26 protein-coding genes and 1 pseudogene are annotated in these 26,548 nt (G+C 60.1%); 16 read left to right on the top strand and 11 right to left on the bottom strand.

Annotated features, from left to right (window positions below; translation table 11 throughout):
- Nucleotides 1–54 precede the first annotated feature (54 nt).
- From lptB to QMX91_RS11600, 5 genes are read right to left on the bottom strand one after another with little or no spacing between them, the layout of a single operon-like run.
- Nucleotides 55–780, bottom strand: coding sequence for an LPS export ABC transporter ATP-binding protein (gene lptB, locus QMX91_RS11620; protein ID WP_007967211.1), 726 nt, complete (start codon nt 778–780; stop codon nt 55–57).
- Nucleotides 780–1,325, bottom strand: coding sequence for a lipopolysaccharide transport periplasmic protein LptA (gene lptA / locus QMX91_RS11615; protein WP_096795357.1), 546 nt, complete (start codon nt 1,323–1,325; stop codon nt 780–782). The genes lptB and lptA overlap by 1 nt, the downstream gene beginning before the upstream one ends.
- Entirely contained in the window at nt 1,312–1,884 is a 573-nt protein-coding gene (lptC, locus tag QMX91_RS11610) for an LPS export ABC transporter periplasmic protein LptC (protein WP_027610848.1), read from the bottom strand. Before lptC ends, lptA begins: the two co-directional genes overlap by 14 nt.
- Nucleotides 1,885–1,892: 8 nt before the next feature.
- Nucleotides 1,893–2,417, bottom strand: coding sequence for an HAD family hydrolase (locus tag QMX91_RS11605; RefSeq protein ID WP_007967216.1), 525 nt, complete (start codon nt 2,415–2,417; stop codon nt 1,893–1,895).
- Entirely contained in the window at nt 2,417–3,391 is a 975-nt protein-coding gene (locus tag QMX91_RS11600) for a KpsF/GutQ family sugar-phosphate isomerase (RefSeq protein WP_027610849.1), read from the bottom strand. Before QMX91_RS11600 ends, QMX91_RS11605 begins: the two co-directional genes overlap by 1 nt.
- 275 nt (nt 3,392–3,666) lie before the next feature.
- Between QMX91_RS11600 and QMX91_RS11595 the strand changes: the two genes are divergently transcribed.
- From QMX91_RS11595 to hisC, 10 genes are all read left to right on the top strand, one after another.
- On the top strand, nt 3,667–4,476 hold the full coding sequence (locus QMX91_RS11595) for an ATP-binding cassette domain-containing protein (protein ID WP_003221703.1): 810 nt from the start codon (nt 3,667–3,669) through the stop codon (nt 4,474–4,476).
- Nucleotides 4,476–5,273 carry a lipid asymmetry maintenance ABC transporter permease subunit MlaE gene (gene mlaE / locus QMX91_RS11590; RefSeq protein WP_134785443.1) on the top strand — a complete coding sequence of 266 codons (798 nt, stop codon included), beginning with the start codon at nt 4,476–4,478 and terminating at the stop codon, nt 5,271–5,273. Before QMX91_RS11595 ends, mlaE begins: the two co-directional genes overlap by 1 nt.
- A complete protein-coding gene (mlaD, locus tag QMX91_RS11585) occupies nt 5,273–5,740 on the top strand; it encodes an outer membrane lipid asymmetry maintenance protein MlaD (RefSeq protein ID WP_007967220.1) in 468 nt (155 codons plus the stop codon). Before mlaE ends, mlaD begins: the two co-directional genes overlap by 1 nt.
- An 11-nt stretch (nt 5,741–5,751) precedes the next feature.
- On the top strand, nt 5,752–6,405 hold the full coding sequence (locus QMX91_RS11580) for an ABC transporter substrate-binding protein (protein WP_027610852.1): 654 nt from the start codon (nt 5,752–5,754) through the stop codon (nt 6,403–6,405).
- Nucleotides 6,402–6,707, top strand: a complete 306-nt coding sequence (locus QMX91_RS11575) for an STAS domain-containing protein (protein WP_027610853.1) — start codon at nt 6,402–6,404, stop codon at nt 6,705–6,707. Before QMX91_RS11580 ends, QMX91_RS11575 begins: the two co-directional genes overlap by 4 nt.
- A 116-nt stretch (nt 6,708–6,823) precedes the next feature.
- Nucleotides 6,824–7,063 carry a BolA family protein gene (locus tag QMX91_RS11570; RefSeq protein WP_003221710.1) on the top strand — a complete coding sequence of 80 codons (240 nt, stop codon included), beginning with the start codon at nt 6,824–6,826 and terminating at the stop codon, nt 7,061–7,063.
- Between the two features lie 22 nt (nt 7,064–7,085).
- Entirely contained in the window at nt 7,086–8,351 is a 1,266-nt protein-coding gene (murA, locus tag QMX91_RS11565; protein ID WP_045122295.1) for a UDP-N-acetylglucosamine 1-carboxyvinyltransferase, read from the top strand.
- Between the two features lie 126 nt (nt 8,352–8,477).
- Nucleotides 8,478–9,113, top strand: a complete 636-nt coding sequence (hisG, locus tag QMX91_RS11560; RefSeq protein WP_007967226.1) for an ATP phosphoribosyltransferase — start codon at nt 8,478–8,480, stop codon at nt 9,111–9,113.
- Nucleotides 9,114–9,237: 124 nt separating this feature from the next.
- Nucleotides 9,238–10,563 (top strand): histidinol dehydrogenase, encoded by a 1,326-nt coding sequence (gene hisD / locus QMX91_RS11555; protein ID WP_027610855.1) that lies wholly within the window; start codon nt 9,238–9,240, stop codon nt 10,561–10,563.
- Nucleotides 10,564–10,565: 2 nt separating this feature from the next.
- Nucleotides 10,566–11,618: a histidinol-phosphate transaminase gene (gene hisC / locus QMX91_RS11550; RefSeq protein WP_282412731.1), complete on the top strand. Its 1,053-nt coding sequence runs from the start codon at nt 10,566–10,568 to the stop codon at nt 11,616–11,618.
- 323 nt (nt 11,619–11,941) lie between these two features.
- Here the strand turns inward: hisC and QMX91_RS11545 are convergent, their stop codons facing one another.
- The 3 genes from QMX91_RS11545 to algW all read right to left on the bottom strand — a co-directional run bounded on the left by QMX91_RS11545 (nt 11,942) and on the right by algW (nt 16,021).
- The gene (locus QMX91_RS11545; protein ID WP_282412730.1) at nt 11,942–12,661 is read right to left on the bottom strand and encodes a DUF4198 domain-containing protein; all 720 of its coding nucleotides are present in this window, start codon (nt 12,659–12,661) and stop codon (nt 11,942–11,944) included.
- 12 nt (nt 12,662–12,673) lie between these two features.
- On the bottom strand, nt 12,674–14,779 hold the full coding sequence (locus QMX91_RS11540) for a TonB-dependent siderophore receptor (protein ID WP_282412729.1): 2,106 nt from the start codon (nt 14,777–14,779) through the stop codon (nt 12,674–12,676).
- Nucleotides 14,780–14,866: 87 nt separating this feature from the next.
- The gene (gene algW, locus QMX91_RS11535) at nt 14,867–16,021 is read right to left on the bottom strand and encodes a Do family serine endopeptidase AlgW (RefSeq protein WP_096795365.1); all 1,155 of its coding nucleotides are present in this window, start codon (nt 16,019–16,021) and stop codon (nt 14,867–14,869) included.
- A gap of 103 nt (nt 16,022–16,124) precedes the next feature.
- Between algW and QMX91_RS11530 the strand changes: the two genes are divergently transcribed.
- The 3 genes from QMX91_RS11530 to cysN all read left to right on the top strand — a co-directional run bounded on the left by QMX91_RS11530 (nt 16,125) and on the right by cysN (nt 19,959).
- A complete protein-coding gene (locus QMX91_RS11530; protein ID WP_097090396.1) occupies nt 16,125–16,883 on the top strand; it encodes a Nif3-like dinuclear metal center hexameric protein in 759 nt (252 codons plus the stop codon).
- 250 nt (nt 16,884–17,133) lie between these two features.
- Nucleotides 17,134–18,051 (top strand): sulfate adenylyltransferase subunit CysD, encoded by a 918-nt coding sequence (cysD, locus tag QMX91_RS11525; RefSeq protein ID WP_098967227.1) that lies wholly within the window; start codon nt 17,134–17,136, stop codon nt 18,049–18,051.
- Between the two features lie 9 nt (nt 18,052–18,060).
- Nucleotides 18,061–19,959 (top strand): sulfate adenylyltransferase subunit CysN, encoded by a 1,899-nt coding sequence (cysN, locus tag QMX91_RS11520; protein WP_098967229.1) that lies wholly within the window; start codon nt 18,061–18,063, stop codon nt 19,957–19,959.
- Between the two features lie 785 nt (nt 19,960–20,744).
- Here the strand turns inward: cysN and QMX91_RS11515 are convergent.
- The 3 genes and pseudogenes from QMX91_RS11515 to QMX91_RS11505 form a co-directional block, all read right to left on the bottom strand.
- Complete coding sequence (locus tag QMX91_RS11515; RefSeq protein WP_282412728.1) at nt 20,745–21,650, bottom strand: acyltransferase; 906 nt, start codon at nt 21,648–21,650, stop codon at nt 20,745–20,747.
- A complete protein-coding gene (gene pta, locus QMX91_RS11510; protein WP_098967230.1) occupies nt 21,651–23,750 on the bottom strand; it encodes a phosphate acetyltransferase in 2,100 nt (699 codons plus the stop codon).
- Nucleotides 23,751–23,810: 60 nt separating this feature from the next.
- Nucleotides 23,811–24,136, bottom strand: a pseudogene (locus QMX91_RS11505) (DUF3565 domain-containing protein).
- Between QMX91_RS11505 and QMX91_RS11500 the strand changes: the two are divergent.
- From QMX91_RS11500 to QMX91_RS11490, 3 genes are all read left to right on the top strand, one after another.
- Nucleotides 24,105–24,590: a peptidylprolyl isomerase gene (locus QMX91_RS11500; RefSeq protein WP_282412727.1), complete on the top strand. Its 486-nt coding sequence runs from the start codon at nt 24,105–24,107 to the stop codon at nt 24,588–24,590. The pseudogene QMX91_RS11505 and the gene QMX91_RS11500 sit on opposite strands and share 32 nt — an antisense overlap.
- A 122-nt stretch (nt 24,591–24,712) precedes the next feature.
- A complete protein-coding gene (locus tag QMX91_RS11495; RefSeq protein ID WP_027610864.1) occupies nt 24,713–25,195 on the top strand; it encodes a glutathione peroxidase in 483 nt (160 codons plus the stop codon).
- 141 nt (nt 25,196–25,336) lie between these two features.
- A complete protein-coding gene (locus QMX91_RS11490) occupies nt 25,337–26,440 on the top strand; it encodes an NADH:flavin oxidoreductase (protein WP_003221722.1) in 1,104 nt (367 codons plus the stop codon).
- Nucleotides 26,441–26,548: the final 108 nt, after the last annotated feature.

Here is a 26,548-nt window from a genome sequence, read left to right as displayed (position 1 = left end):
TAAAAGCCTGCTTCATCGATACAGCACCCGGAGGCTGGCCAAGTGCCTTGGTGCTTACAGGCGGAACTCGTGGCCCAGGTACACTTCCTTCACCAGATCGTTGGCAAGGATGGTCGCCGCATCGCCTTCCGCGATCAGTTGACCGTCGTTGACGATGTAGGCGGTTTCGCAGATATCCAGGGTCTCACGCACGTTGTGGTCGGTGATAAGAACACCGATGCCCTTGGCCTTGAGGTGATGGATGATCTGCTTGATGTCGCCGACCGAAATCGGGTCGACACCGGCGAACGGCTCGTCGAGCAGGATGAATTTCGGTGCGGTCGCCAGGGCGCGGGCGATTTCCACCCGGCGGCGTTCACCACCGGACAGGCTCATGCCGAGGTTGTCGCGGATGTGGCTGATGTGGAATTCCTGCAGCAGGCTTTCCAGTTCCTTGCGACGACCGGCCTTGTCGAGTTCCGTGCGGGTTTCGAGGATGGCCATGATGTTATCGGCCACCGACAGTTTGCGGAAGATCGACGCTTCTTGCGGCAGATAGCCGATACCGGCCTTGGCGCGGCCGTGCATCGGCTGATGGCTGACGTCCAGATCATCGATCAGCACGCGACCCTGATCGGCCTGCACAAGGCCGACGATCATGTAGAAACAGGTGGTCTTGCCGGCACCGTTCGGGCCGAGCAGGCCAACGATCTGGCCGCTGTCGATCGACAGGCTGACGTCGCGCACAACCTGGCGGCTTTTATAGGCCTTGGCCAGGTGTTGAGCTTTCAGAGTTGCCATTACTGGGTTTTCTCGTCGGTTTTCTTCTTCGGCTGGATCACCATGTCGATACGCGGACGCGCTTCGGTGACTTTGCTGCCGGTAGCGCGACCGGCACTGGCCAGTTTCTTCACCGTGTCATAGACGATTTTCTCGCCCTGAGTGGTGTTGTTGTCCTTGTCGACAACCTTGGCCTTGTCGATCAGCACGACGCGGTTTTGCGCGGCGTGGTACTGAATCGTCACGCCCCAGCCCTGAACAGGCTTGGCGTCACCCTGGGTTTGCAGTTGCTCGAAGTAGGCAAGGTTGCCCACCGAGGTCACCACGTCGATATCGCCGGTCGGAGTACGGGTGATGGTCACCGTATTGCCCTTAACGATCATCGAGCCCTGGGTGATGATCACATCACCTTTATAGGTGGCGATGCCGTTCTTGTCGTCCAGCTGGGCGTCGTCGGCCTGAATGCGGATAGGTTGCTGCTGATCGTTCGGCAGAGCCCAGGCGCTCACGCTTCCCAGTGCTGCGCCCAGACTGAGCAAAATAGGGAGGGTTTTAACGAGCCTCATACTGTCCTCTTACGTTCGATTGCAGGTGTATCCTGCTTTCCTTCAAATACGCCTTCATTCCCACGCCAGTCGATACACCGCCAGCGCCGTCGATTCTAACGGGTTGCTCGGTCTGCGCATATTGCTGCTGAGGGAACACCGTCATGCGTGTGCTGGTGATCAGGGTGTCGCGTTTCTTTTCATCGGTGCGCTTGATGCGTACCGAGTCGATCAATTCTACCTGCGTTCCGTCCGGATTCACTTCGCCGCGTTCGCTGGTCACGTGCCACGGAAACTCGGTGCCGCGATACATGTTGAGGTCGGGTTTGGTAACCAGAGTCACATCCGTCGCTTTCAGGTGTTCGGCCTTGTCCGACGTCATTTCGTACTGCACTTTGCCGTCCGGCAGATATTGCAGGGTATGCGTATTGGTGGCGTACCAGTCGATGGCAGTGTCTTCGACCTTGGCCACAGGCTTGTCGAGGAAACGTTCCGGACTGATGTTCCAGTAGCCGACCGCCGCAAACATCGCAGCGATGCAGCCGAACAGCAGGAAGTTGCGAAATTTTTTGCTAAACATGATTTGGCTCACAGGTACGCGGCGTTGGCCGCATCGAGGCGGCCCTGGGCGCGCAGGATCAATTCGCAGAATTCGCGGGCGGCACCTTCGCCACCGCGGGCCCGAGTGACGCCATGGGCGTGTTCGCGCACGAAGTCGGCAGCATTGGCAACGGCCATGCCCAGCCCTACGCGGCGGATCACCGGCAAGTCAGGCAGGTCGTCACCCAGGTAGGCGACCTGTTCATAGCTTAGGCCCAGTTGCGCCAGCAGGCCGTCCAGAACCACCAATTTGTCTTCGCGACCCTGAAACAGGTGCGGGATACCGAGGTTCTTCGCCCGGCGTTCAACCACCGGGGTCTTGCGGCCACTGATGATGGCAGTCTCGACACCGGCATTCATCAGCATTTTGATGCCCTGGCCATCGAGGGTGTTGAAGGTCTTGAATTCGCTGCCGTCTTCGAGGAAGTACAGGCGCCCGTCGGTGAGGACGCCGTCGACGTCGAACACCGCCAGTTTGATCGCTTTGCCGCGTTGCAGCAGATCGGTGGTCATTACATCACTCCTGCACGCAGCAGATCGGAGAGGTTGAAGGCGCCGATCGGGCGATCTTCTTCGTCCACGACAACCAGTGCGTTGATTCGGTGGTCTTCCATGATTTTCAGGGCTTCGGCGGCGAGCATCTCGGGCCGTGCGGTCTTGCCGTGTGCGGTCATGACCTGGTCGATGGTGGCGCTGCGGATGTCGATGCTGCGGTCCAGCGTGCGGCGCAAATCGCCGTCGGTGAAGATTCCGGCCAGTTTGCCATCGGCTTCAACGATCGCGGTCATGCCCAGACCCTTGCGGGTCATTTCCATGAGCGCGTCCTTGAGCAGGGTGCCGCGCTGCACTTGCGGCAGCTCTTGCCCGGCATGCATGACGTTTTCCACTTTCAGCAGCAGGCGTCGACCCAGAGCGCCGCCCGGGTGTGAAAAGGCAAAATCTTCGGCGGTGAAACCACGCGCTTCCAGCAGCGCCACGGCCAGGGCATCGCCCATGACCAGCGCGGCGGTGGTCGAGGAAGTCGGTGCCAGGTTCAGCGGGCAGGCTTCGTGTTCGACATGAACGTTGAGATTGACTTCGGCAGCTTTGGCCAGCGGCGACTGCGGATTGCCGGTGAGGCTGATCAACTGGATGCCGAGGCGCTTGATCAATGGCAGCAGGGTGACGATTTCGTTGGTCGAGCCGGAGTTGGAGAGGGCGAGGATCACGTCGTCGCGGGTGATCATGCCCATGTCGCCATGGCTGGCTTCGGCCGGGTGGACGAAAAATGCCGGGGTGCCGGTGCTGGCCAGGGTCGCGGCAATCTTGTTGCCGACGTGCCCGGATTTGCCCATGCCGACCACGACCACACGGCCTTTGCTGGCCAGAATCATCTCGCAAGCGCGTACGAAATCGGCGTCGATATGGGGCAACAAGCCTTGTACGGCTTCCACTTCGAGGCGGATGGTGCGTTGTGCCGATTGAATCAGGTCGCTGGATTGGCTCATGTCAGAAATCGTATAGCCCGATGAAAAGGCGGCGATTATAGCGGTTATGTTGAAAAGCCTCACGCAAGTTCGTCGTGCTTTGTCATTCCTCGTAACCAAAACCCTGAAAAAGCGCGGCCGCGCCTGTCATATCGCTGAACACAGGGGGGCATGGGCCTTGGGCGCTTGGCCTTTGCAGTGATATAGTTCGCCGCCAGTTCGGCCTGCCCGGGAGGTATGTGCTTTCTGCGGAAAGCCAGGCGTCCGAGTGAGAGGCTGCATCGCAAGGAGTTTAGATGAGTGCCGATAACGCCTACGCGGTCGAGCTGAAGGGAGTCTCCTTCAAGCGCGGTGCGCGCAGCATTTTCAATAACGTCGATATTCGCATCCCGCGTGGCAAGGTTACCGGCATCATGGGACCTTCCGGGTGCGGCAAGACCACTTTGTTGCGCTTGATGGGTGCGCAGTTGCGTCCATCCAGCGGCGAAGTCTGGGTCAACGGCCAGAACCTGCCGACGCTGTCGCGCAGTGATCTGTTCGATGCGCGCAAGCACATGGGCGTGCTGTTTCAGAGCGGCGCGCTGTTCACCGATCTCGATGTCTTCGAGAACGTCGCTTTCCCCCTGCGCGTTCATACCCAATTGCCGGATGAAATGATCCGCGACATCGTCCTGCTCAAATTGCAGGCGGTCGGTTTGCGCGGTGCCATCGAGCTGATGCCCGACGAGCTGTCCGGCGGCATGAAGCGTCGGGTCGCCCTGGCCCGGGCGATTGCGCTCGATCCGCAGATTCTCATGTATGACGAGCCTTTCGTCGGTCAGGATCCGATCGCCATGGGCGTGCTGGTACGCCTGATCCGTCTGCTCAACGATGCGCTGGGGATCACCAGCATCGTGGTCTCCCACGATCTGGCCGAAACCGCGAGCATCGCTGACTATATCTATGTAGTGGGTGATGGTCAGGTGCTGGGGCAGGGCACGCCGGACGAATTGATGAATTCGGATGAACCGCGTATTCGCCAGTTCATGACCGGCAACCCCGATGGCCCGGTGCCGTATCATTTTCCAGCGACGGATTACCGCGCAGATCTTCTGGGGAAGCGCTGATGCGCAAAATTTCATTAATAGAACGCGTACGCCGGTTCGGCGAGGCGGCGATCGACGCCGTCGCGGTGTTTGGCCGCGCGACCCTGTTCCTGTTTCACGCCCTGCTCGGTCGTGGCGGTATCAGCGGCGGTTTCGGCCTGCTGGTCAAGCAGTTGCATTCGGTCGGCGTGATGTCGCTGGTGATCATCGTCGTGTCGGGGATTTTCATCGGCATGGTGCTGGCGCTGCAGGGCTTCAGTATTCTGTCGAGCTACGGTTCGGAGCAGGCGGTGGGGCAGATGGTCGCCCTGACGTTGCTGCGTGAACTGGGGCCAGTCGTGACGGCGTTGCTGTTTGCCGGGCGTGCCGGTTCGGCGCTGACCGCAGAAATTGGCAACATGAAGTCCACCGAACAGCTTTCCAGCCTGGAAATGATCGGTGTCGATCCGCTCAAATACATTATTGCCCCGCGTCTGTGGGCCGGTTTCATTTCCCTGCCGGTGCTGGCGATGATTTTCAGCGTGGTGGGAATCTGGGGCGGTTCGTGGGTGGCTGTCGACTGGCTTGGCGTGTATGAAGGCTCCTACTGGGCGAACATGCAGAACAGCGTGAACTTCACCAGCGATGTGCTCAACGGCGTCATCAAAAGTATCGTTTTCGCCTTCGTCGTGACCTGGATCGCCGTTTTCCAAGGCTATGACTGTGAGCCCACTTCCGAGGGCATCAGTCGCGCCACCACCAAGACCGTGGTATTCGCCTCGCTGGCGGTACTGGGCCTGGACTTTATTCTGACCGCTTTGATGTTTGGAGATTTCTGATGCAAAACCGCACCCTGGAAATCGGTGTCGGCCTGTTCCTGCTGGCAGGGATCCTGGCTTTGTTGCTACTGGCTCTGCGGGTCAGTGGCCTGTCTCCGACTTCGACCACCGACACCTATAAACTGTATGCCTACTTCGACAACATCGCCGGTTTGACGGTCAGAGCCAAAGTGACCATGGCTGGCGTAACCATCGGCAAGGTCACGGCCATCGATCTGGATCGCGACAGCTTCACCGGTCGGGTAACCCTGCAAGTGGATAAAAAGGTCGACAACCTGCCGACCGACTCCACAGCGTCTATCCTGACCGCTGGCCTGTTGGGCGAGAAGTACATCGGTATCAGCGTGGGCGGGGAAGACACCCGTCTGAAGGATGGTGGAACCATCCACGACACGCAGTCGTCTCTGGTACTGGAAGACCTGATCGGTAAATTCCTGCTCAATACCGTTAGCAAAGACGCCAAATGAGGAGCTTTTGAATGATCTCTACCTTGCGACGTGGCCTGTTGGTGTTGCTTGCGGCACTGCCGATGCTGGCTAGCGCTGCGCCCGGACAGTCGGCGCACGACCTGATTCAGGACACCACGAACCGGATGCTGGCCGACTTGTCGGCCAATAAAGAGAAGTACAAGAAGGATCCGCAGGACTTCTACACGGCGCTGAACACCATCGTCGGACCTGTGGTGGATGCCGAAGGCATTTCCAAGAGCATCATGACGGTCAAGTATTCGCGCAAGGCCACGCCGGCGCAGATGCAGACCTTCCAGGAAAACTTCAAGCGCGGCCTGTTCCAGTTCTATGGCAACGCTTTGCTCGAGTACAACAACCAGGGCATCACCGTTGATCCGGCCAAGGATGAGTCCGGCGATCGCACCAGCGTCGGCATGACCGTCAAGGGCAACAACGGCGCGATCTACCCTGTGCAGTACACGCTGGAGAAGATCAATGGCGAGTGGAAACTGCGCAATGTGATCATCAACGGCATCAACATCGGCAAGCTGTTCCGTGATCAGTTCGCCGACGCGATGCAGCGCAATGGCAACGATCTGGACAAGACCATCAACAATTGGGCTGGCGAAGTGGCCAAGGCCAAGGAAACCACCGAGAAAGCTGCCGAGAAGCCAGCGCAATGAATGAGGCGGCAGTTCGTATGAGTGACGTCGACGAGCTATTGCTCAGTGGAGTACTGGATTACCGCACAGGTCCCGACCTGCGCAAGGAAGGCCAGGCGCTGATCAAGTCCAGCAAGGCGGCATCGCTGGTCATCGATTGCTCGGCAGTGAAGAAGTCCAGCAGCGTCGGCTTGTCCTTGCTGCTGTGCTTCATGCGCGATGCCCAGGCGGCCGGCAAGGCCGTCAGCATCCGTGCGATGCCGGAAGACATGCGCGAAATCGCTCAGGTCAGTGAACTGACCGAGTTGCTGGCGCACCCCTGAACCCGCATCGATAAACAAGCCCCCCGTCAGAGTCCTGCCAATGCGGGGTTCGCAGGCGCGGGGCTTTTTTGTATGATGTCCGACCCGTGCGCACAGGGCGCCGATTGAGGTTGAGCATGCAGGCCGTAGAAGTGAAGAGCTTCCTTGAAGGGAAGCTGCCAGGAACGCAGGTGGAAGTTGAAGGCGAAGGCTGCAACTTTCAGCTGAACGTGATTAGCGATGAACTGGCGGCGTTAAGCCCGGTCAAGCGTCAGCAGAGCATCTATGCCCATTTGAACCCGTGGATCGCCGATGGCAGCATCCATGCGGTCACTATGAAATTTTTCAGCCGCGCGGCCTGGGCCGAGCGCACCTGAGCCCAAGGGCGTCGAGATTCTTATGGATAAATTGATTATTACCGGTGGCGTTCGTCTTGATGGCGAAATCCGTATCTCCGGGGCGAAGAACTCCGCCCTGCCGATTCTGGCTGCCACCCTGCTGTGCGATGGCCCGGTGACCGTTGGCAACCTGCCGCACCTGCACGACATCACCACCATGATCGAGCTGTTCGGTCGCATGGGCATCGAGCCGGTGATCGACGAGAAACTCAGCGTCGAAATCGACCCACGCACCATCAAGACCCTGATCGCGCCGTACGAACTGGTGAAAACCATGCGTGCCTCGATCCTGGTATTGGGCCCGATGGTTGCGCGTTTCGGTGAAGCCGAAGTCGCCCTGCCTGGCGGTTGCGCCATCGGTTCGCGTCCGGTTGACCTGCACATCCGTGGCCTCGAAGCCATGGGCGCGGTGATCGACGTCGAAGGCGGCTACATCAAGGCCAAGGCGCCTGAAGGCGGCCTGCGCGGCGCCAGCTTCTTCTTCGATACCGTCAGTGTGACCGGTACCGAAAACATCATGATGGCAGCTGCCCTGGCCAAGGGCCGCAGCGTCCTGCAGAACGCCGCGCGCGAGCCGGAAGTGGTTGACCTGGCGAACTTCCTCAACGCCATGGGCGCCAAGGTTTCCGGCGCCGGCACCGACACCATCACCATCGATGGCGTCGAGCGTCTGGGTTCGTGCTTCTACAAGGTCATGCCTGACCGTATCGAAACCGGCACCTACCTGGTGGCCGCTGCGGTCACCGGTGGCCGCGTGAAGGTCAAGGACACCGATCCGACCATCCTCGAAGCCGTTCTGGAAAAGCTCCGTGAAGCCGGCGCTGAAGTCACCAGCGGTGAAGACTGGATCGAGCTGAACATGCACGGCAAGCGCCCGAAAGCGGTCAACGTGCGCACCGCGCCGTACCCGGCGTTCCCGACCGACATGCAGGCCCAGTTCATTTCGCTCAACGCCATTGCCGAAGGCACAGGCGCAGTGATCGAGACGATCTTCGAAAACCGTTTCATGCACGTGTACGAACTGCACCGCATGGGCGCCAAGATCCAGGTCGAAGGCAACACTGCGATCGTCACCGGTACTGAAGTCCTGAAGGGCGCGCCAGTGATGGCCACCGACCTGCGTGCTTCGGCCAGCCTGGTGATCTCGGCACTGGTGGCCGAAGGCGACACCCTGATCGACCGCATCTACCACATCGACCGTGGTTACGAGTGCATCGAAGAAAAACTGCAGATGCTGGGCGCCAAGATCCGTCGCGTTCCGGGCTAGTAGCTGCACTGGGCACAGGGAAGTGTCCACTGAATTCGTTTCGAGTCGAGCCGGTATCCGGCTCGATGTGTGTCCGGCGCCGATTGCGACCGGGCATGAGTACCTTGATAAGGACTGACGTTTCCCATGTTGACCATCGCACTGTCCAAGGGCCGCATCCTTGACGACACTCTGCCGCTTCTCGCTGAAGCCGGCATCGTGCCGACCGAGAATCCGGACAAGAGCCGCAAGCTGATCATCCCCACCACTCAGGATGACGTACGTCTGTTGATCGTGCGTGCCACCGACGTGCCGACCTATGTCGAGCATGGCGCGGCCGACCTCGGCGTCGCCGGTAAAGACGTGTTGATGGAATACACCGGCCAGGGCCTGTACGAGCCGCTGGATCTGCAGATTGCCCAGTGCAAGCTGATGACCGCCGGCAAGATCGGCGCGGCCGAGCCCAAGGGCCGTCTGCGTGTGGCGACCAAATTCGTCAACGTTGCCAAGCGTTACTACGCCGAACAGGGTCGTCAGGTCGACATCATCAAGCTCTACGGCTCGATGGAGCTGGCGCCGCTGATCGGTCTGGCCGACAAGATCATCGACGTGGTCGACACCGGCAACACCCTGCGCGCCAACGGCCTGGAACCTCAGGAACTGATCGCCACGATCAGCTCGCGCCTGGTGGTCAACAAGGCTTCGATGAAGATGCAACACGCCCGAATCCAGGCGTTGATCGATACCCTGCGCAACGCAGTGGAATCGCGACACCGCGGCTGATGTACCTGCGCGACCCCTGGTCGCGCCGTCTATCCGCCTCATAGCCAGAATTCTCAGGTGCCCAAGCGGATCGAATGATAGTTTCGGGCGCCTGAGTTTTTGCCATTCCTATGAGGCTCTCGCTATGACCGCACCGACTGCAATTCGCCGACTCAACGCTGCTGACCCGGATTTCGCGCATCATCTGGATCATCTGCTGAGCTGGGAAAGTGTGTCTGACGACTCGGTCAATCAGCGCGTGCTGGACATCATCAAGGCGGTGCGCGAGCGCGGTGACGCGGCGCTGGTCGAGTTCACCCAGAAGTTCGACGGCCTCGAAGTGGCGTCGATGGCCGACCTGATCCTGCCGCGCGAGCGTCTGGAACTGGCCCTGACCCGCATCACCGTGGCACAGCGCGAAGCGCTGGAAAAAGCCGCGGCGCGAGTGCGCAGCTATCACGAAAAACAGAAACAGGATTCCTGGAGCTACACCGAGGCCGACGGCACCGTACTCGGGCAGAAGGTCACGCCGCTGGATCGCGCCGGCCTTTACGTACCGGGCGGCAAGGCGTCGTACCCGTCTTCGGTGTTGATGAACGCGATTCCGGCCAAGGTCGCCGGCGTGACCGAAGTGGTCATGGTCGTGCCGACCCCGCGTGGTGAGCTCAATGAACTGGTGCTGGCGGCGGCGTGCATTGCCGGCGTTGACCGGGTGTTCACCATCGGCGGCGCACAAGCGGTTGCCGCGCTGGCTTACGGCACCGAAAGCGTGCCGCAGGTGGACAAGGTCGTCGGCCCGGGCAACATCTATGTCGCCACCGCCAAGCGTCACGTGTTCGGTCAGGTCGGCATCGACATGATCGCCGGCCCGTCGGAAATCCTTGTGGTGTGCGACGGCCAGACCGATCCGGACTGGATCGCCATGGATCTGTTCTCCCAGGCCGAGCACGACGAAGACGCGCAGGCGATTCTGGTCAGCCCGGACGCCGAATTCCTCGACAAGGTCGCTGCGAGCATCGACAAACTGCTGCCGACCATGGACCGCGCAACCATCATCGAAACCTCGATCAATGGTCGCGGTGCACTGATTCATGTGCGCGACATGGCGCAAGCCATCGAAGTCGCCAACCGTATCGCCCCGGAACACTTGGAGCTGTCGGTCGCTGATCCACAAGCGTGGTTGCCGCAGATCCGTCACGCCGGTGCGATCTTCATGGGCCGTCACACCTCCGAGGCACTGGGCGACTACTGCGCTGGCCCGAACCACGTGCTGCCGACCTCCGGCACCGCGCGGTTCTCCTCGCCGCTGGGTGTGTACGACTTCCAGAAACGTTCGTCGATCATCTTCTGCTCCGAGGCCGGTGCTTCCGAGCTGGGCAAGACCGCTTCGGTGCTGGCCCGTGGCGAATCCCTGAGTGCGCACGCACGCAGCGCCGAATACCGCATCAAAGCTGAGCAGAAGGGGAACTGATCATGAGTAAATTCTGGAGTCCGTTCGTCAAGGATCTGGTGCCGTATGTGCCGGGCGAACAGCCAAAGCTGACCAAACTGGTCAAGCTCAACACCAACGAAAACCCCTATGGCCCGTCGCCAAAAGCCCTGGCGGCGATGCAGACCGAACTGAACGACAACCTGCGTCTGTACCCGGACCCGAACAGCGATCTGCTGAAAAACGCCGTCGCTAACTACTACGGCGTGCAGAGCAATCAAGTGTTCCTCGGCAACGGTTCGGACGAAGTGCTGGCGCACATCTTTCACGGTCTGCTGCAACACGAGCAGCCGCTGCTGTTCCCGGACATCAGCTACAGCTTCTATCCGGTGTATTGCGGTCTGTACGGCATCCAGTTCGATGCCGTGCCGCTGGACGCGCAGTTCCAGATCAACCCGGCGGACTACGCCAAGCGGAATGGCGGGATCATCTTCCCCAACCCGAATGCACCGACCGGTTGCCTGTTGGCGCTGGAGGCGGTCGAGCAGATCCTCAAGGCCAGCCCGGATTCGGTGGTTGTGGTGGACGAGGCTTATATCGACTTCGGCGGCGAAACCGCGATCAGTCTGGTGGATCGTTATCCGAACCTGCTGGTGACCCAGACCCTGTCCAAGTCGCGCTCGCTGGCCGGGCTGCGCGTTGGTCTGGCGGTGGGTCATCCGGATCTAATCGAAGCGCTGGAGCGGATCAAGAACAGCTTCAACTCCTACCCGCTGGATCGTCTGGCGATTGTCGGTGCGGCGGCAGCGTTCGAGGATCGCGAGTATTTCGACAAGACCTGCCGTCTGGTGATCGAGAGCCGTGAGTGGGTCATCGCGCAATTGCAGGCCAAGGGCTTTGAGGTGCTGCCGTCGGCGGCGAACTTCATCTTCGCCCGGCACCCGCAACACGATGCTGCGGGGCTGGCGGTCAAGCTGCGCGAGCAGGGTGTGATCGTGCGTCACTTCAAGCAGGAGCGGATTGCCCAGTTCCTGCGGATTTCGATCGGTACGCCGGAGCAGAACCAGGCGCTGATCGACGGCCTCGGCAACCTCTAAAAGCCAAAGCCCCTCACCCTAGCCCTCTCCCAGAGGGAGAGGGGACTGATTGGGGGATATTGCAGAGTTTCGCCGACGTGAGAGTGCTGTACTGAATCCATAATCGACTCGGATTTTCAGGTCGATGTACTTCGCAAGACAGCTCGGTCTGCTCCCTCTCCCAGAGGGAGAGGGGCTGATTGGGGGATATTGCAGAGTTTCGCCGACGTGAGAGTGCTGTACTGAATCCGTAATCGACTCGGATTTTCAGGTCGATGTACTTCGCAAGACAGCTCGGTCTGCTCCCTCTCCCTCAGGGAGAGGGCTGGGGTGAGGGTGCGCTTTTACTCGTGATGCGGTTCGCCAAGGAACGTCAGCGAACTGAACAGCCCGCGACTGTTCACATCAGCGCTGTCCTTCACCGGCACTTCCACCTGCGCCGCAATCACATTCAACCCTTCATTACGCACCAGCACCTGCGCGCGTCCGTCCTTGTCCGTTTCAGTGCTCAGGGTGTTCGGTGCATTGCGATAGTCGCCAATCAGCTTCACGCCCGCTGCCGGCTTGCCATCGAGCAGCACCCGTACCGGCAGTGAATTGCCCGGGCCGACGGTCAGCGGGTCGACCTCCGGCAAAATCAGCAACTTGATCTGCTCGAGCTTCGGCAACTTTGCTCCCGGTTGATAAATCGCCAGGCTGTACTTGAGCGTCTCGGTGGCTTCGACAGCACCCGGCACTTTGCTGCGGCCTTCGTTGATCCATTTTCTGTCGGCGGTTTGCGACCACATGCCGTTGTTCAGTGCGACGGCCATGACCGCCGGTGTTTTTAGCGGCTTCAGGCGCGCGTGATCGGACAGGCATTCGACGCTCACCGGGATCATTTTGCCGCTTGTGTCATAGGCCCAGGCGCCGCTGATTTTCTGCGCCTTGAAAGCATTGTCTTCGGCACCGTGGCCGTAGATCACTTCGATATTGCCGCGCCGTTGTTCGGTCCACAGGCCATGGGCCGAGGCTTGAGTGACGAACAAAGCGGCGATGATCAGTAGGGTTTTGCCGTATTGCATGGTGACGTCCTTTTACAGGTTGAGTGTCAGGCTGACGGTGAAATTGCGCGGCTCGCCGGGGTTGACCCAATAATTGCTGTAGGAGCGCTCGTAATATTTTTCGTCGAAGAGATTGTTCAGGTTCAGGCCAACCGTGACGTTGTCGCTGGCCTTGTAATGGGCCAGCAGATCGAAGGTGTGATAGGCCGGCATTTCAAAATCACCGCCGGCTTCACCGGAGCGATCGCCGACATAGGTGAACGCCGCGCCGATGTCCGAGCCGCGCAAATGGCCGTCCTGAAATTCGTACACACCGAGCAGGCTGCCACTGCGCTTGGCCACGCCGAGGATGCGGCTGCCGGTCGGGATTGCCGCGTCGCCCTTGGTCACTTCAGCGTCGATGTAAGCGAAGGCACCCATCACCCGCACGGCATCGGTCACTTGCCCGGTCACTTGCCAGTCGAAACCGCGACTGCGCGCCTTGCCCATCGCGCGGCTGGTATCGGTGTTCGGATCGAGGGCGAGGACGTTTTCCTTGTCGATGTGGAAGAAGGCGAGGGTGCTGCTCAGGCGCTCGTCGAACAGTTCGTTCTTGATCCCGATTTCGTAGCCGACACCTTCTTCGGGATCGAAGGATTTGCCGGAGGCGTCGAGGCCGTTATTCGGTTTGAACGAGGTCGAGGTGTTGGCGAACAGGCCGGTGTACGGCGTCAACTGATAGAGCAGGCCGGCGCGTTGGGTGAGGGCGTCGTGAGTCTGCTGGCTTTTGGCATCGCGGGTGTGATCGTCGATGCGTTGATCAAAGTGTTCGAAGCGTGCGCCGATCATCCCGCGCAGTTTGTCGGTGAAGATGATTTGATCCTGCAGGTTCAGTGCGTGGCTTTCGACGTGTTCGAAGAAGTCAGTACCCGAGCGTGGGCCGTTGGGTTTCGGTTGGCCGTAGATCGGCTTGTAGATGTCGATGGCGTAGGGACCGCCAGCGATGGTAGTGACGCGTTCGTTCTTGCGGAAGTTCTCGTATTCGGTGCCGATCAGCAGTTCGTGCTGCCACGAGCCGAGGTCGAACAGACCGCGCAGCTCCAATTGGGTGATGCTGTCGTGCCAGTTAGTGTCCCGTTCGCGGTAGCGTCGGTTGACCGTGTGACCATCGGCGTTCAGCGCACGACTTTCAGACGCGTCGCCCCACAGTTTGCCTTCCTTGTAGTGGCTGGCCAGACGCAGTTTCCAGCTGTCGCTGAGGTGATGTTCGAGGGTGGCCTGGAGCAGGTTGTTGTGGTTGTCGATGTTGCCGTCGTTCGGTTCACCGAGGAAGGCCGAGCGCGAAACGCCGCTCCATTTGTTGTTCGGCGCGACGATTCCTCGGTCGAACGTGGAGTTGTGCCGGACGATTTCGCTTTCCACCAACAACGAAGTGTCCGGGCTCAGTTGCCAACTGATCGAAGGTGCGACGAAGACCCGCTGGCTGTCGACGTGATCACGGAAGCTGTGGTTGTCTTCGACCGCAAGGTTGATTCGCGAGAGCACGTCCCCCTGCTCGTCGAGCGGCGTGTTGACGTCCAGTGCCGTGCGATAACGATCCCAGCTGCCAGCGCTGGTCTGCAGGGTGGTGAACGCTTCGGGCTGCGGCTTTTTGGTGACGATGTTCACCGTGCCGCCAGGATCGCCACGGCCATACAGGCTCGCGGCCGGACCTTTGAGGACTTCGATGCGCTCCACATTGGCCGCGTCCGGCGTGCTCGGGTAGCCGCGATTGGCGCTGAAACCGTCCTTGTAGAACTCCGAGGTGGTGAAGCCGCGTACGCTGTATTCGTACAGCGTCAGGCCGCCAAAATTGTTCTGCTTCGACACGCCGCCGGCAAATTCCAGTGCGCGTTCGACATTGTGGCTGCCCAGATCCTTGAGCACGCTGGCCGGCACCACGCTGATCGCTTGGGGAATGTCGCGGATGGCGGTGTCGGTTTTGGTTGCACTGGCGGAGCGCGTCGCGCGGTAGCCGCTGACCGGCCCGCTGGGGGATTCATAATCGGAAGTGACGCTGATGGCGTCGAGTTCGAGGGGTTGCGGATCTTCGGCGAAGACCGGATCGCCCAGCAGGCCCAGGGTCAGGCCAAGCAGCGAAGCCTTTTTTCGAGACGACATGTTATGTTGTTCCAATTGTTAAATTGAAACAATATAACATGCCTGTTGAGAGTGTCTTTCATTCGCGCACTCGGCGCGAATAAAGTTTTACTCTTCTTCTTTCACCGGTGCAGGCGGCGGGCGCAGGCCGATTTCAGCGGTGAGCTTCAGTTCTTTGCCGTTGCGCATGACCTGAATGGTCACTTTGTCAGTCGGCTTGATCCGCGCCACCTGGTTCATGGACTTGCGGCCATCACCGGCCGGTTCGCCGTCGATACTCAGAATCACGTCACCCAGTTGCAGGCCGGCCTTCTGTGCCGGGCCATCGCGGAAGATCCCTGCCACGACAATCCCCGGACGCCCGGACAGGCCAAACGACTCGGCCAGTTCCTGGGTCAGCGGCTGTACTTCAATACCCAGCCAGCCACGAATCACCTGACCGTGCTCGATAATCGACTTCATCACTTCCATTGCCAGTTTCACCGGGATCGCAAAACCGATGCCCTGCGAGCCGCCGGACTTGGAGAAGATCGCCGTGTTGATCCCGGTGAGGTTGCCGTTGGCATCGACCAGTGCGCCGCCGGAGTTGCCCGGGTTGATCGCCGCGTCGGTCTGGATGAAGTCTTCGTAGTTGTTCAGGCCCAACTGGTTACGCCCGGTGGCGCTGATGATGCCCATGGTCACGGTCTGGCCGACGCCGAACGGGTTGCCGATGGCCAGCGCGACATCGCCGATGCGGATGCTGTCGGAGCGGCCGACGGTGATCGCCGGGAGATTTTTCAGGTCGATCTTCAGCACCGCGAGGTCGGTTTCCGGGTCGCTGCCGATCACTCGGGCAAGGGTTTCGCGACCGTCCTTGAGCGCCACCACGATCTGGTCGGCGCCGGTGGTCACGTGGTTGTTGGTCAGAATGTAGCCTTCCGGGCTCATGATCACCCCGGAACCGAGGCTCGATTCCATGCGTTTCTGCTTCGGCGAGTTGTCACCGAAGAAGCGCCGGAACTGCGGATCTTCAAACAGCGGGTGCGCCGGTTTGTTGATGACCTTGGTGGTGTAAAGGTTGACTACCGAGGGTGCGGCGATGGTCACCGCGTCGGCATAGGACACCGGCCCCTGCTGCACGCTGGTGGTTTGCGGGGCCTGTTGCAGGTTGACATCGAGGCTCGGCAGCCCGACCCACTGCGGGTAACGCTGAATAATCAACAGAGCGATAAGCACACCGGCCAACAGCGGCCAGCCGAAAAAACGCAGCGCCTTGAGCATTAAGCACGTCCTGGAAAAGTTGCAGGCGGGGTCAGACCGCCCATAATGTCGCGCATTATACGAGGCCGCGCGCGCCTCTGAACGGGATTTTCAGGAGTCTTTCATGGCCGTCGCCCTCAGCACCCTCGTCGAAGAAGCCGACCGTTACCTTGGCAGTGCAAAAATCGCTGATTATTGCCCCAACGGCCTGCAGGTCGAAGGCCGTCCGCAAGTGATGCGCATCGTCAGTGGCGTCACCGCCAGTCAGGCGCTGCTTGACGCGGCGGTGGAGGCCGAGGCCGATCTGATACTGGTGCATCACGGCTATTTCTGGAAAGGCGAGAACCCGTGCATCACCGGCATGAAGCAGCGGCGCTTGAAGACTTTGCTCAAGCACGACATCAGTCTGCTCGCCTATCACTTGCCGCTGGATCTGCATCCGGAGGTCGGCAACAACGTGCAACTGGCGCGTCAGCTGGACATTACCGTTGAAGGGCCACTGGATCCGGACAACCTTAAAATTGTCGGACTGGTCGGGTCGTTGAATGAGCCGATGACTGCGCGTGATTTCGCCCGCAAGGTTAAAGACGTCATGGGCCGCGAGCCGCTGCTGGTCGAGGGCAGTGGGATGATTCGTCGGGTCGGCTGGTGCACCGGTGGCGGGCAGGGCTATATCGATCAGGGCGTGGCGGCGGGTGTCGATCTGTTCCTCAGCGGTGAAGCCTCCGAGCAGACCTTCCACAGCGCGCGGGAAAACGACATCAGCTTCATCGCCGCCGGCCACCACGCCACCGAGCGCTATGGCGTGCAGGCGCTGGGTGACTACCTGGCAAAACGTTTCGCCCTCGAACACATCTTCATCGATTGCCCGAACCCTATCTGAAATCCACCGCATTTCGCCTGTAGGAGTGAGCCTGCTCGCGATAGCTTTGTCACATTCAACATAGCGGCGACTGATACACCGCTATCGCGAGCAGGCTCACTCCTACAAGGGGTGGGTGCCCAAACAGGTGGGCATATTCATATGCCCTTTCGATCTAGTAGGCGTCCTGATTAGAAGAGGTCGCTGTGCTAGGATTCCCCGCTCGAACACGGCCCGCTGGCCGTTCATAAGAAAGCTTTCGTGAGTAGCCATGGTCGACAAACTGACGCATCTGAAACAGCTGGAGGCGGAAAGCATCCACATCATCCGCGAGGTGGCCGCCGAGTTCGACAACCCGGTGATGCTGTACTCCATCGGTAAAGACTCCGCCGTGATGCTGCATCTGGCACGCAAGGCGTTCTTCCCGGGCAAACTGCCGTTTCCGGTGATGCACGTCGACACTCGCTGGAAATTCCAGGAGATGTACAAGTTCCGCGACAAGATGGTCGAAGAGCTGGGCCTGGACCTGATCACCCACATCAACCCCGATGGCGTGGCGCAGAACATCAACCCGTTCACCCACGGCAGCGCCAAACACACCGACATCATGAAGACCGAGGGCCTGAAACAGGCGCTCGACAAGCATGGTTTCGACGCCGCGTTCGGCGGCGCCCGTCGCGATGAAGAGAAGTCCCGTGCCAAAGAGCGCGTGTACTCGTTCCGCGACAGCAAGCACCGCTGGGACCCGAAAAACCAGCGCCCTGAGCTGTGGAACGTCTACAACGGCAAGGTCAACAAGGGCGAATCCATCCGCGTGTTCCCGTTGTCGAACTGGACCGAGCTGGACATCTGGCAATACATCTACCTCGAAGGCATCCCGATCGTGCCGCTGTACTTCGCCGCCGAGCGCGAAGTGATCGAGAAGAACGGCACGCTGATCATGATCGACGACGACCGTATCCTCGAACACCTGTCCGACGAGGACAAGGCACGCATCGTCAAAAAGAAAGTGCGTTTCCGTACCCTTGGCTGCTACCCGTTGACGGGCGCGGTGGAGTCCGAGGCCGAAAGCCTCACGGACATCATTCAGGAAATGCTCCTGACGCGAACTTCCGAGCGCCAGGGCCGGGTCATCGACCACGATGGCGCAGGCTCGATGGAAGACAAGAAACGTCAGGGTTATTTCTAAGGGGTTGTCATGTCGCACGCATCTGATTTGATCAGCGAGGACATCCTCGCCTACCTGGGCCAGCACGAACGTAAAGAGCTGCTGCGCTTTTTGACCTGCGGTAACGTCGATGACGGCAAGAGCACCCTGATCGGGCGCCTGCTGCACGACTCCAAGATGATCTACGAAGATCACCTGGAAGCTATCACTCGCGATTCGAAGAAAGTCGGCACCACCGGTGACGACATCGACCTGGCGTTGCTGGTGGACGGCCTGCAGGCCGAGCGTGAGCAGGGCATCACCATCGATGTCGCCTACCGCTATTTCTCCACCGCCAAACGCAAATTCATCATCGCCGACACCCCTGGCCATGAGCAGTACACCCGCAACATGGCCACCGGTGCCTCCACCTGTGACCTGGCGATCATCCTGGTCGACGCCCGTTACGGCGTGCAGACCCAGACCCGTCGCCACAGCTTCATCGCCTCGTTGCTGGGCATCAAGCACATCGTCGTCGCCATCAACAAGATGGACCTGAAAGACTTCGATGAAGGCGTGTTCGAGTCGATCAAGGCCGACTACCTGAAGTTCGCCGAAGGCTTGAAGATGAAGCCGACCAGCATGCACTTCGTGCCGATGTCTGCCCTCAAGGGCGACAACGTAGTGAACAAGTCCGAGCGCTCGCCTTGGTACAAAGGCCAGTCGCTGATGGAAATCCTCGAGACCGTGGAAGTGGCGGGCGACCGCAACTTCACCGATTTGCGTTTCCCGGTGCAGTACGTCAACCGTCCGAACCTGAACTTCCGCGGTTTCGCTGGCACCCTCGCCAGCGGCATCGTGCACAAGGGCGACGAAGTGGTGGTTCTGCCGTCGGGCAAGAGCAGCCGCGTCAAATCCATCGTCACCTTCGAAGGTGAGCTGGAGCAGGCCGGCCCGGGTCAAGCGGTGACGCTGACCATGGAAGACGAAATCGACATCTCCCGTGGCGACCTGCTGGTGCATGCCGACAACGTGCCGCCGGTCACCGACAGCTTCGAAGCGATGCTGGTGTGGATGGCTGAAGAGCCGATGCTGCCGGGCAAGAAATACGACATCAAGCGCGCCACCAGTTACGTGCCGGGCTCGATTGCCAGCATCGTCAACAAGGTCGACGTCAACACCCTCGAAGAAGGCCCGGCGAGCGCGTTGCAGCTCAACGAAATCGGCAAGGTGAAGATCGCGCTCGACGCGCCGATCGCCCTCGACGGTTACGACAGCAACCGCACCACCGGCGCGTTCATCGTCATCGACCGTTTGACCAACGGCACCGTCGGCGCCGGCATGATCGTCGCTCAGCCAGTGGCTCACGGGACTGCCTCGCACCACGGCAAACTGGCTCACGTTGCCACTGAGGAACGTGCCCAGCGCTTTGGCCAGCAACCGGCTACTGTTTTGTTCAGCGGTCTGTCGGGCGCGGGCAAGAGCACGCTAGCTTATGCGGTCGAGCGCAAGCTGTTCGACATGGGCCGTGCGGTGTTTGTGCTCGACGGTCAGAATCTGCGTCACGACCTGAACAAAGGTCTGCCGCAGGATCGTGCCGGTCGTACCGAGAACTGGCGGCGTGCTGCGCATGTCGCGCGTCAGTTCAACGAGGCGGGTCTGTTGACCCTGGCGGCGTTTGTTGCGCCGAGTGCTGAAGGTCGTGAGCAGGCCAAGGATCTGATCGGCAAGGAGCGTCTGCTGACGGTTTATGTGCAGGCCTCGCCGGCGGTGTGTGCCGAGCGTGATCCGCAAGGGCTGTATGCTGCGGGTGGCGATAATATTCCGGGTGAGTCGTTCCCGTATGACGTGCCGCTGAATGCTGATCTGGTGATCGACACGCAGTCGCTGTCGTTGGAAGAGAGCGTCAAGCAAGTGCTGGATCTGCTGCGCAAGCGTGGCGCGATTTAAGCTTTAGCCGGAAATGAAAGGCCCGCGGATGAGTGATCATCGGCGGGTTTTTTATTGGGGGGCATTTGGTTTTCGGCGGTGGCGGCTTTTGGGCTGACCATGCTCTTGGGGTTTTGGGTGTATATCCGTTGCTGCGGTAACGGCTGATTATGGTTCCGCCCTTACGGCGGGTCACTTTTTACAAACGCCTAAAAAGTAACCAAAAACGCTTGCTCCTGCGTTCGGCCCGCTCGCTGGGGCTCGGGGTCCCTTCGCTGCGGGATTGATCCGGGGGGCAGCGCCTACGGTTTGCTTCGCTGCACCTCCTCTCGCTGTGTTTGGCTGCGCCAAACGGTCGCTGCGCTCCCACCCCCGGATCAATCCCTACGCTCAGCCTTCCGACGTCGCCCGTGGATCAAGATCAAGAGCTTTCGGCGAGCTGACACTCGGCCATTTGAGTGGTGAAAAGCGTGCGCTTGGCTTTAGTTTTTCCTGTGGGAGCTGGCTTGCCAGCGATGGCGGCCTGACAGCCGACCAATCTCTACCTGAATACACCGGTTTCAAACTGTGGGAGCGAGCTTGCTCGCGAAGGTGGTCTGACAGCCGACTAATCTCTACCTGAATACACCGTGTGCAAACTGTGGGAGCGGGCTTGCTCGCGAAGGCGGCCTCACAGCCGACCAAACTCTAACTGAATGCACTCCATCCAACTGTAGGAGTGAGCCTGCTCGCGATAGCGGTATGTCGTTCAACATTGGGAGTGGCTGTTCCACCGCTATCGCGAGCAGGCTTGCTCCTACAGGGGATTAGCGTTTGTCTGCGAATTCGCGGTGCATCTGTTCCAGCAGCGCATCCTTGTCCTGCCACAGCTGGTTGATCCAGCCCTGGAATTGCAGGCGATATTCGCCGTCCTGGTCGTAGTTCTTGCCGATGAAGGCCGGCGGGATTTTCAGTTCTTCAAAGTGCACCACCACGTCTTTCACGTTGCCGCACAGCAGATCCCAGAAACCCGGACGCCCGCCCGGATAGTGGATGGTCACGTTGACGATCGACTCCAGTTGCTCACCCATCGCGTCCAGCACGAAGGCGATGCCGCCAGCCTTGGGTTTGAGCAGGTATTTGAACGGGGACTGCTGTTGCGCATGTTTGCCTTCGGTGAAGCGCGTGCCTTCGACGAAGTTGAAAATCCCCACCGGGTTGTTGCGGAATTTCGCGCAGGTCTTGCGCGTGGTTTCCAGGTCTTTGCCTTTCTTCTCTGGATGCTTTTCCAGGTACGCCTTGGAGTAGCGCTTCATGAACGGGAAGCCCAGCGCCCACCAGGCCAGACCGATCACCGGAACCCAGATCAGCTCCTGCTTGAGGAAGAATTTCAGCGGCTGGATGCGCCGGTTGAGTACGTATTGCAGCACCAGGATGTCGACCCAGCTCTGGTGGTTGCTGGTGATCAGGTATGAGTGTTGGTAGTCCAGACCTTGCAGGCCGCTGATGTGCCAGCGGGTGCGGCGCACCAGGTTCATCCAGCCTTTGTTGTTGCTGATCCAGGCTTCGTGGGTGTGGCTCATCAGCCACAGTGAGGCGCGGCGGGCGAGGTCGAAGGGCAGCACTTTGATCAGCGCCACGCAGAACAGGAACGAGCACAGCAGAATCGTATTGAGTGCCAACAGCAGCGCGGCGATTACGCCGCGAATCGGGGCGGGCAGGAAGTCCAGCATTTACACATCCATAGGTCGGTTGGCGGCTTGAATCGCGGTCAGGGCGATGGTGTAGACGATGTCGTCGACCTGCGCGCCGCGCGGCAGGTCGTTCACCGGTTTGCGCAGGCCTTGCAGCATCGGGCCGAGGCTGACGCAGTCGGCGCTGCGCTGCACGGCTTTGTGGGTGGTGTTGCCGGTGTTCAGGTCGGGGAACACGAACACCGTGGCGCGACCGGCCACCTGGCTGTTCGGCGCCAGTTGCCGGGCAACGTCTGCGTTGGCAGCGGCGTCGTATTGCAGCGGGCCGTCGATCAGCAGCGAGTGCTGTTGCTCGTGGGCGAGCAGGGTGGCTTCGCGGACTTTCTCGACTTCTTCACCGCTGGCCGATTCGCCGCTGGAGTAACTGATCATCGCCACGCGCGGGGTGATGCCGAATGCTGCGGCCGAATCAGCGCTTTGCAGGGCGATCTCCGCCAGTTCGGCGGCGCTCGGGTGTGGGTTCATCACGCAGTCGCCATAGACCAGCACTTCTTCGGGGAACAGCATGAAGAACACCGACGATACCAGCGTGCAGCCCGGTGCGGTCTTGATCAGTTGCAGGGCCGGGCGAATGGTGTTGGCGGTGGTGTTGATCACGCCCGAGACCAGGCCGTCGACCTCATCCAGCGCGAGCATCATCGTGCCGATCACCACGGTGTCTTCCAGTTGCTGTTCGGCCATCGGCGCGTTGAGGCTTTTGCTTTTGCGCAGGGCGACCATCGGCTCGATGTAGCGCTCGCGAATCAAGTCCGGATCGAGAATCTCCAGCCCCGGCGGCAACTCGATACCTTGCGCACGGGCCACGGCTTCGACGTCTTCGGGTTTGGCCAGCAGCACGCAACGGGCGATGCCGCGCTCCTGGCAGATCGCCGCCGCTTGCACGGTGAGCGGCTCGCTGCCTTCGGGCAGGACGATGCGTTTGTTCGCCGACTGCGCCCGTTGAATCAGTTGGTAGCGGAATACCGCTGGCGACAGACGCATTTCCCGCGGTGTGCCACAGCGCTGATGCAGCCATTTCGCGTCGAGATGACTGGCGACGAAGTCAGTGATGATCTCCGCGCGCTCGCGGTCATCGATGGGGATTTCCTTGTTCAGGCCATTGAGCAGGTTGGCGGTGTCGTAGGAGCCAGTGCTCACCGACAGCACCGGCAGACCGGCCTGCAACGCGCCACGGCATAGGTCCATGATGCGTGGATCGGGCAGGGTGTCGCTGGTCAGCAACAGCCCGGCCAGCGGTACGCCATTGAGTGCCGCGAGGCTGACCGCGAGGATGATGTCGTCGCGATCACCCGGGGTCACCACCAGTACGCCGGGCTTGAGCAGCTCCACGGTGTTGCGCATGGTCCGTGCACAGATGATGATTTTGGTCATGCGCCGGGTTTCGTAATCGCCGGCGTTGAGCACCTGCGCGCCCATCAGGTCGGCGACGTCACGGGTGCGCGGTGCGTTGAGTTCGGGCTGGAACGGAATGCAACCGAGCAGGCGGAAATCACCGCTGCGCAACAACGGCGAATGCTCTTTGAGGCGCGTGGCGAAGGCGTCCATGCTCTCCTCGGTCTTGACCTTGTTGAGGATTACGCCGAGGACTTTTGGATCTTTCGGGCCGCCGAACAATTGCGCCTGCAATTCCACGCGGCCGGAGAGTTCGGCAAGCACTTCGTTTTCCGGGGCCGAGACCAGAATCACCTCGGCATCCAGGCTTTTCGCCAGGTGCAAATTGACCCGCGCGGCGTAGCTGGCGCTGCGGGTCGGCACCATGCCTTCGACTACCAGCACGTCTTTGCCGATGGCAGCTTGCTGATACAAGGCGATGATTTCTTCGAGCAACTCATCGAGCTGACCGTCGCCGAGCATCCGCTCGACATGGGCCAGGCCCAGTGGCTGCGGCGGTTTCAGGCCGTGGGTGCGCGCTACCAGTTCGGTGGAGCGCTCAGGACCAGTGTCGCCCGGATGCGGCTGGGCAATCGGTTTGAAGAAGCCGACTTTCAGTCCGGCCCGCTCCAGGGTACGCACCAGCCCGAGGCTGATGGAGGTCAGACCCACGCCAAAATCGGTGGGCGCGATAAAAAAAGTTTGCATGCGGATTCTCTAAAGGTGCATGGCAATGGTGGCGATCTATACGTGACCGCCTACCGCAATTCAGTCGCCAAGGTTATCGCTAACCGAGCCTTGTGCGCACCAACCGCAGTCAAAGGGTTGGCCTATTTTTTCAATACGTTGCGCCGGGTCCAGGACCCATGGCCGCGATTGCCACGGCGGCTGGTGACGCAGGTGCTGGGTGTGGCCACAGGAAAGCTCGGCCACCCAGTGACCGTCCTCGTCCTGATGGAAGCCGGCGATTGTCGAATCCCGTTTGTCCGGGTTGTGTTCGCTTTCGCGCGATTGCTTCGCTAAACTTGGCCTTTCTATATTCTTCTGCAAAGGTCTCGCCCCATGCTGATCGCCGCCAATAAGGCTGTCTCCATCGACTATACCCTGACCAACGACGCTGGTGAGGTCATCGACAGCTCCGCCGGCGGCGCTCCGCTGGTCTACCTGCAAGGCGCAGGCAACATCATCCCGGGCCTGGAAAAAGCTCTGGAAGGCAAGGCTGTTGGTGACGAGCTGGAAGTGTCCGTTGAGCCGGAAGACGCTTACGGCGAATACGCTGCCGAACTGGTCAGCACCCTGAGCCGCAGCATGTTCGAAGGCGTTGACGAGCTGGAAGTCGGCATGCAGTTCCACGCTTCGGCGCCGGACGGCCAGATGCAGATCGTGACCATCCGTGACCTGGACGGCGACGACGTTACCGTCGACGGCAACCACCCACTGGCCGGTCAGCGCCTGAACTTCAAAGTGAAGGTCGTTGATATCCGTGACGCCACCCAGGAAGAACTCGCTCATGGCCACGCCCATGGCGAAGGTGGCCATCACCACTGATTTTCTGCGCTAAGCTTCGAGTACTGGAGAGGCGCCTGCGGGCGCCTTTTTAGTCCGCGGCTGTCCTTGGTGCTCTCGCCAAGTGGCTGTTTCGAGTAGAACACGGGAATCTGGAGTCCGTCATGAGTGCTTTTCACGACCTTAAGTTGACAGCCCTGGATGGTCAGGAGCTACCGCTGGCGCCTTTCAAAGGCCAAGTCGTGCTGGTGGTCAACGTCGCCTCCAAATGCGGCTTGACCCCACAGTACGCGGCGCTGGAAAACCTCTACCAGCAATTCAAGGGCAAGGGCTTCAGTGTGCTGGGCCTGCCGTGCAATCAGTTTGCCGGTCAGGAACCGGGTACCGAACAGCAAATCCAGGAGTTCTGCAGCCTGAACTATGGCGTGACGTTCCCGTTGTCGAGCAAGCTTGAAGTCAACGGCCATGATCGTCATCAGCTGTACCGCTTGCTGGCGGGCGAGGGTGCGGAGTTTCCGGGGGATATCACCTGGAACTTCGAGAAATTCCTGCTCGGCAAGGATGGCCGGGTATTGGCGCGATTCTCGCCGCGCACGCCGCCGGATGATCCGACCATTGTCCACGCGATTGAAAAAGCGCTGGGCTGAAACACAAAAATCGCAGCCATCGAGCTGCGATTTTTTTTGTCTGACTTTTGACCCTTAATCATTCAAATCAATAGTGCTGTTAAAAGGCGCTAACTGTTCATATTATCGCCGTCATAAAGTCATTCCCTGTGGAGCCTTCCAATGCCGGTGCAAGCCCTGTTCAAACCGTTCCACCTCGGTGCCCTCGAACTGCCGACCCGCGTGGTGATGGCGCCGATGACCCGCTCGTTTTCCCCGGGTGGCGTACCCAATTCCAAAGTGATCGAGTACTACCGTCGCCGCGCTGCGGCTGGTGTTGGTCTGATCATCACTGAGGGCACCACTGTCGGTCACAAGGCTTCCAACGGTTACCCGAACGTGCCGCAGTTTTTCGGTGAAGCGCCACTGGCCGGCTGGAAAAAAGTCGTCGACGCGGTGCATGCCGAGGGCGGCAAGATTGTTCCGCAACTGTGGCATGTCGGCAGTGTGCGCCGCATTGGCACCGAGCCGGACGCCAGCGTGCCGGCTTACGGTCCGACGGAAAAACTCAAGGATGGCCAGGTCGTGGTGCACGGCATGACCAAACAGGACATTCAGGACGTGATCGGTGCTTTCGCCCAAGCGGCGAAGGATGCGCAAAGCATCGGCATGGACGGCGTGGAAATCCACGGCGCCCACGGCTATCTGATCGACCAGTTCTTCTGGGAAGGCAGCAATCAGCGCACCGATGAATACGGCGGCAGCCTGGCCAACCGTTCGCGGTTCGCCATCGAGCTGATTCAAGCGGTGCGTGCGGCAGTCGGTGAAGGCTTCCCGATCATCTTCCGTTTTTCGCAGTGGAAGCAGCAGGATTACACCGCGCGTCTGGTGCAGACCCCGGAGGCGCTGGGCGAATTCCTCAAGCCGTTGGCCGACGCCGGGGTGGACATTTTCCACTGCTCGACGCGGCGTTTCTGGGAGCCTGAATTTGACGGTTCCGAGCTGAACCTGGCCGGCTGGACGCGCAAACTGACCGGCAAACCGACCATCACCGTAGGCAGCGTCGGCCTGGACGGCGAGTTCCTGCAGTTCATGGTCAACACCGACAAGGTCGCGCAACCGGCAAGTCTGGAGAAACTGCTGGAGCGTCTGAACAACGACGAGTTCGATCTGGTGGCAGTGGGCCGTGCGCTGCTGGTGGATCCGGACTGGGCGCTGAAAGTCCGTGAAGGGCGTGAGCAGGATATTCTGCCGTTCAGCCGTGAGGCGTTGATGACCCTGGTTTAAACTTCGCCTGTAACGCCCTCTTCGCGAGCAAGCTCGCTCCCACATTTTGAAATGCATTCCAAATGTGGGAGCGCGCTTGCTCGCGAAGAGGGCATCAGAGTCGACGAT

It is taken from the genome of Pseudomonas sp. PS01299 (assembly GCF_029960145.1).
Lineage (GTDB): Bacteria > Pseudomonadota > Gammaproteobacteria > Pseudomonadales > Pseudomonadaceae > Aquipseudomonas > Aquipseudomonas putida_A.
The sequence above is the reverse complement of the archived record's forward strand: the minus strand, read 5'-3'. Positions and strand labels throughout refer to the sequence as shown.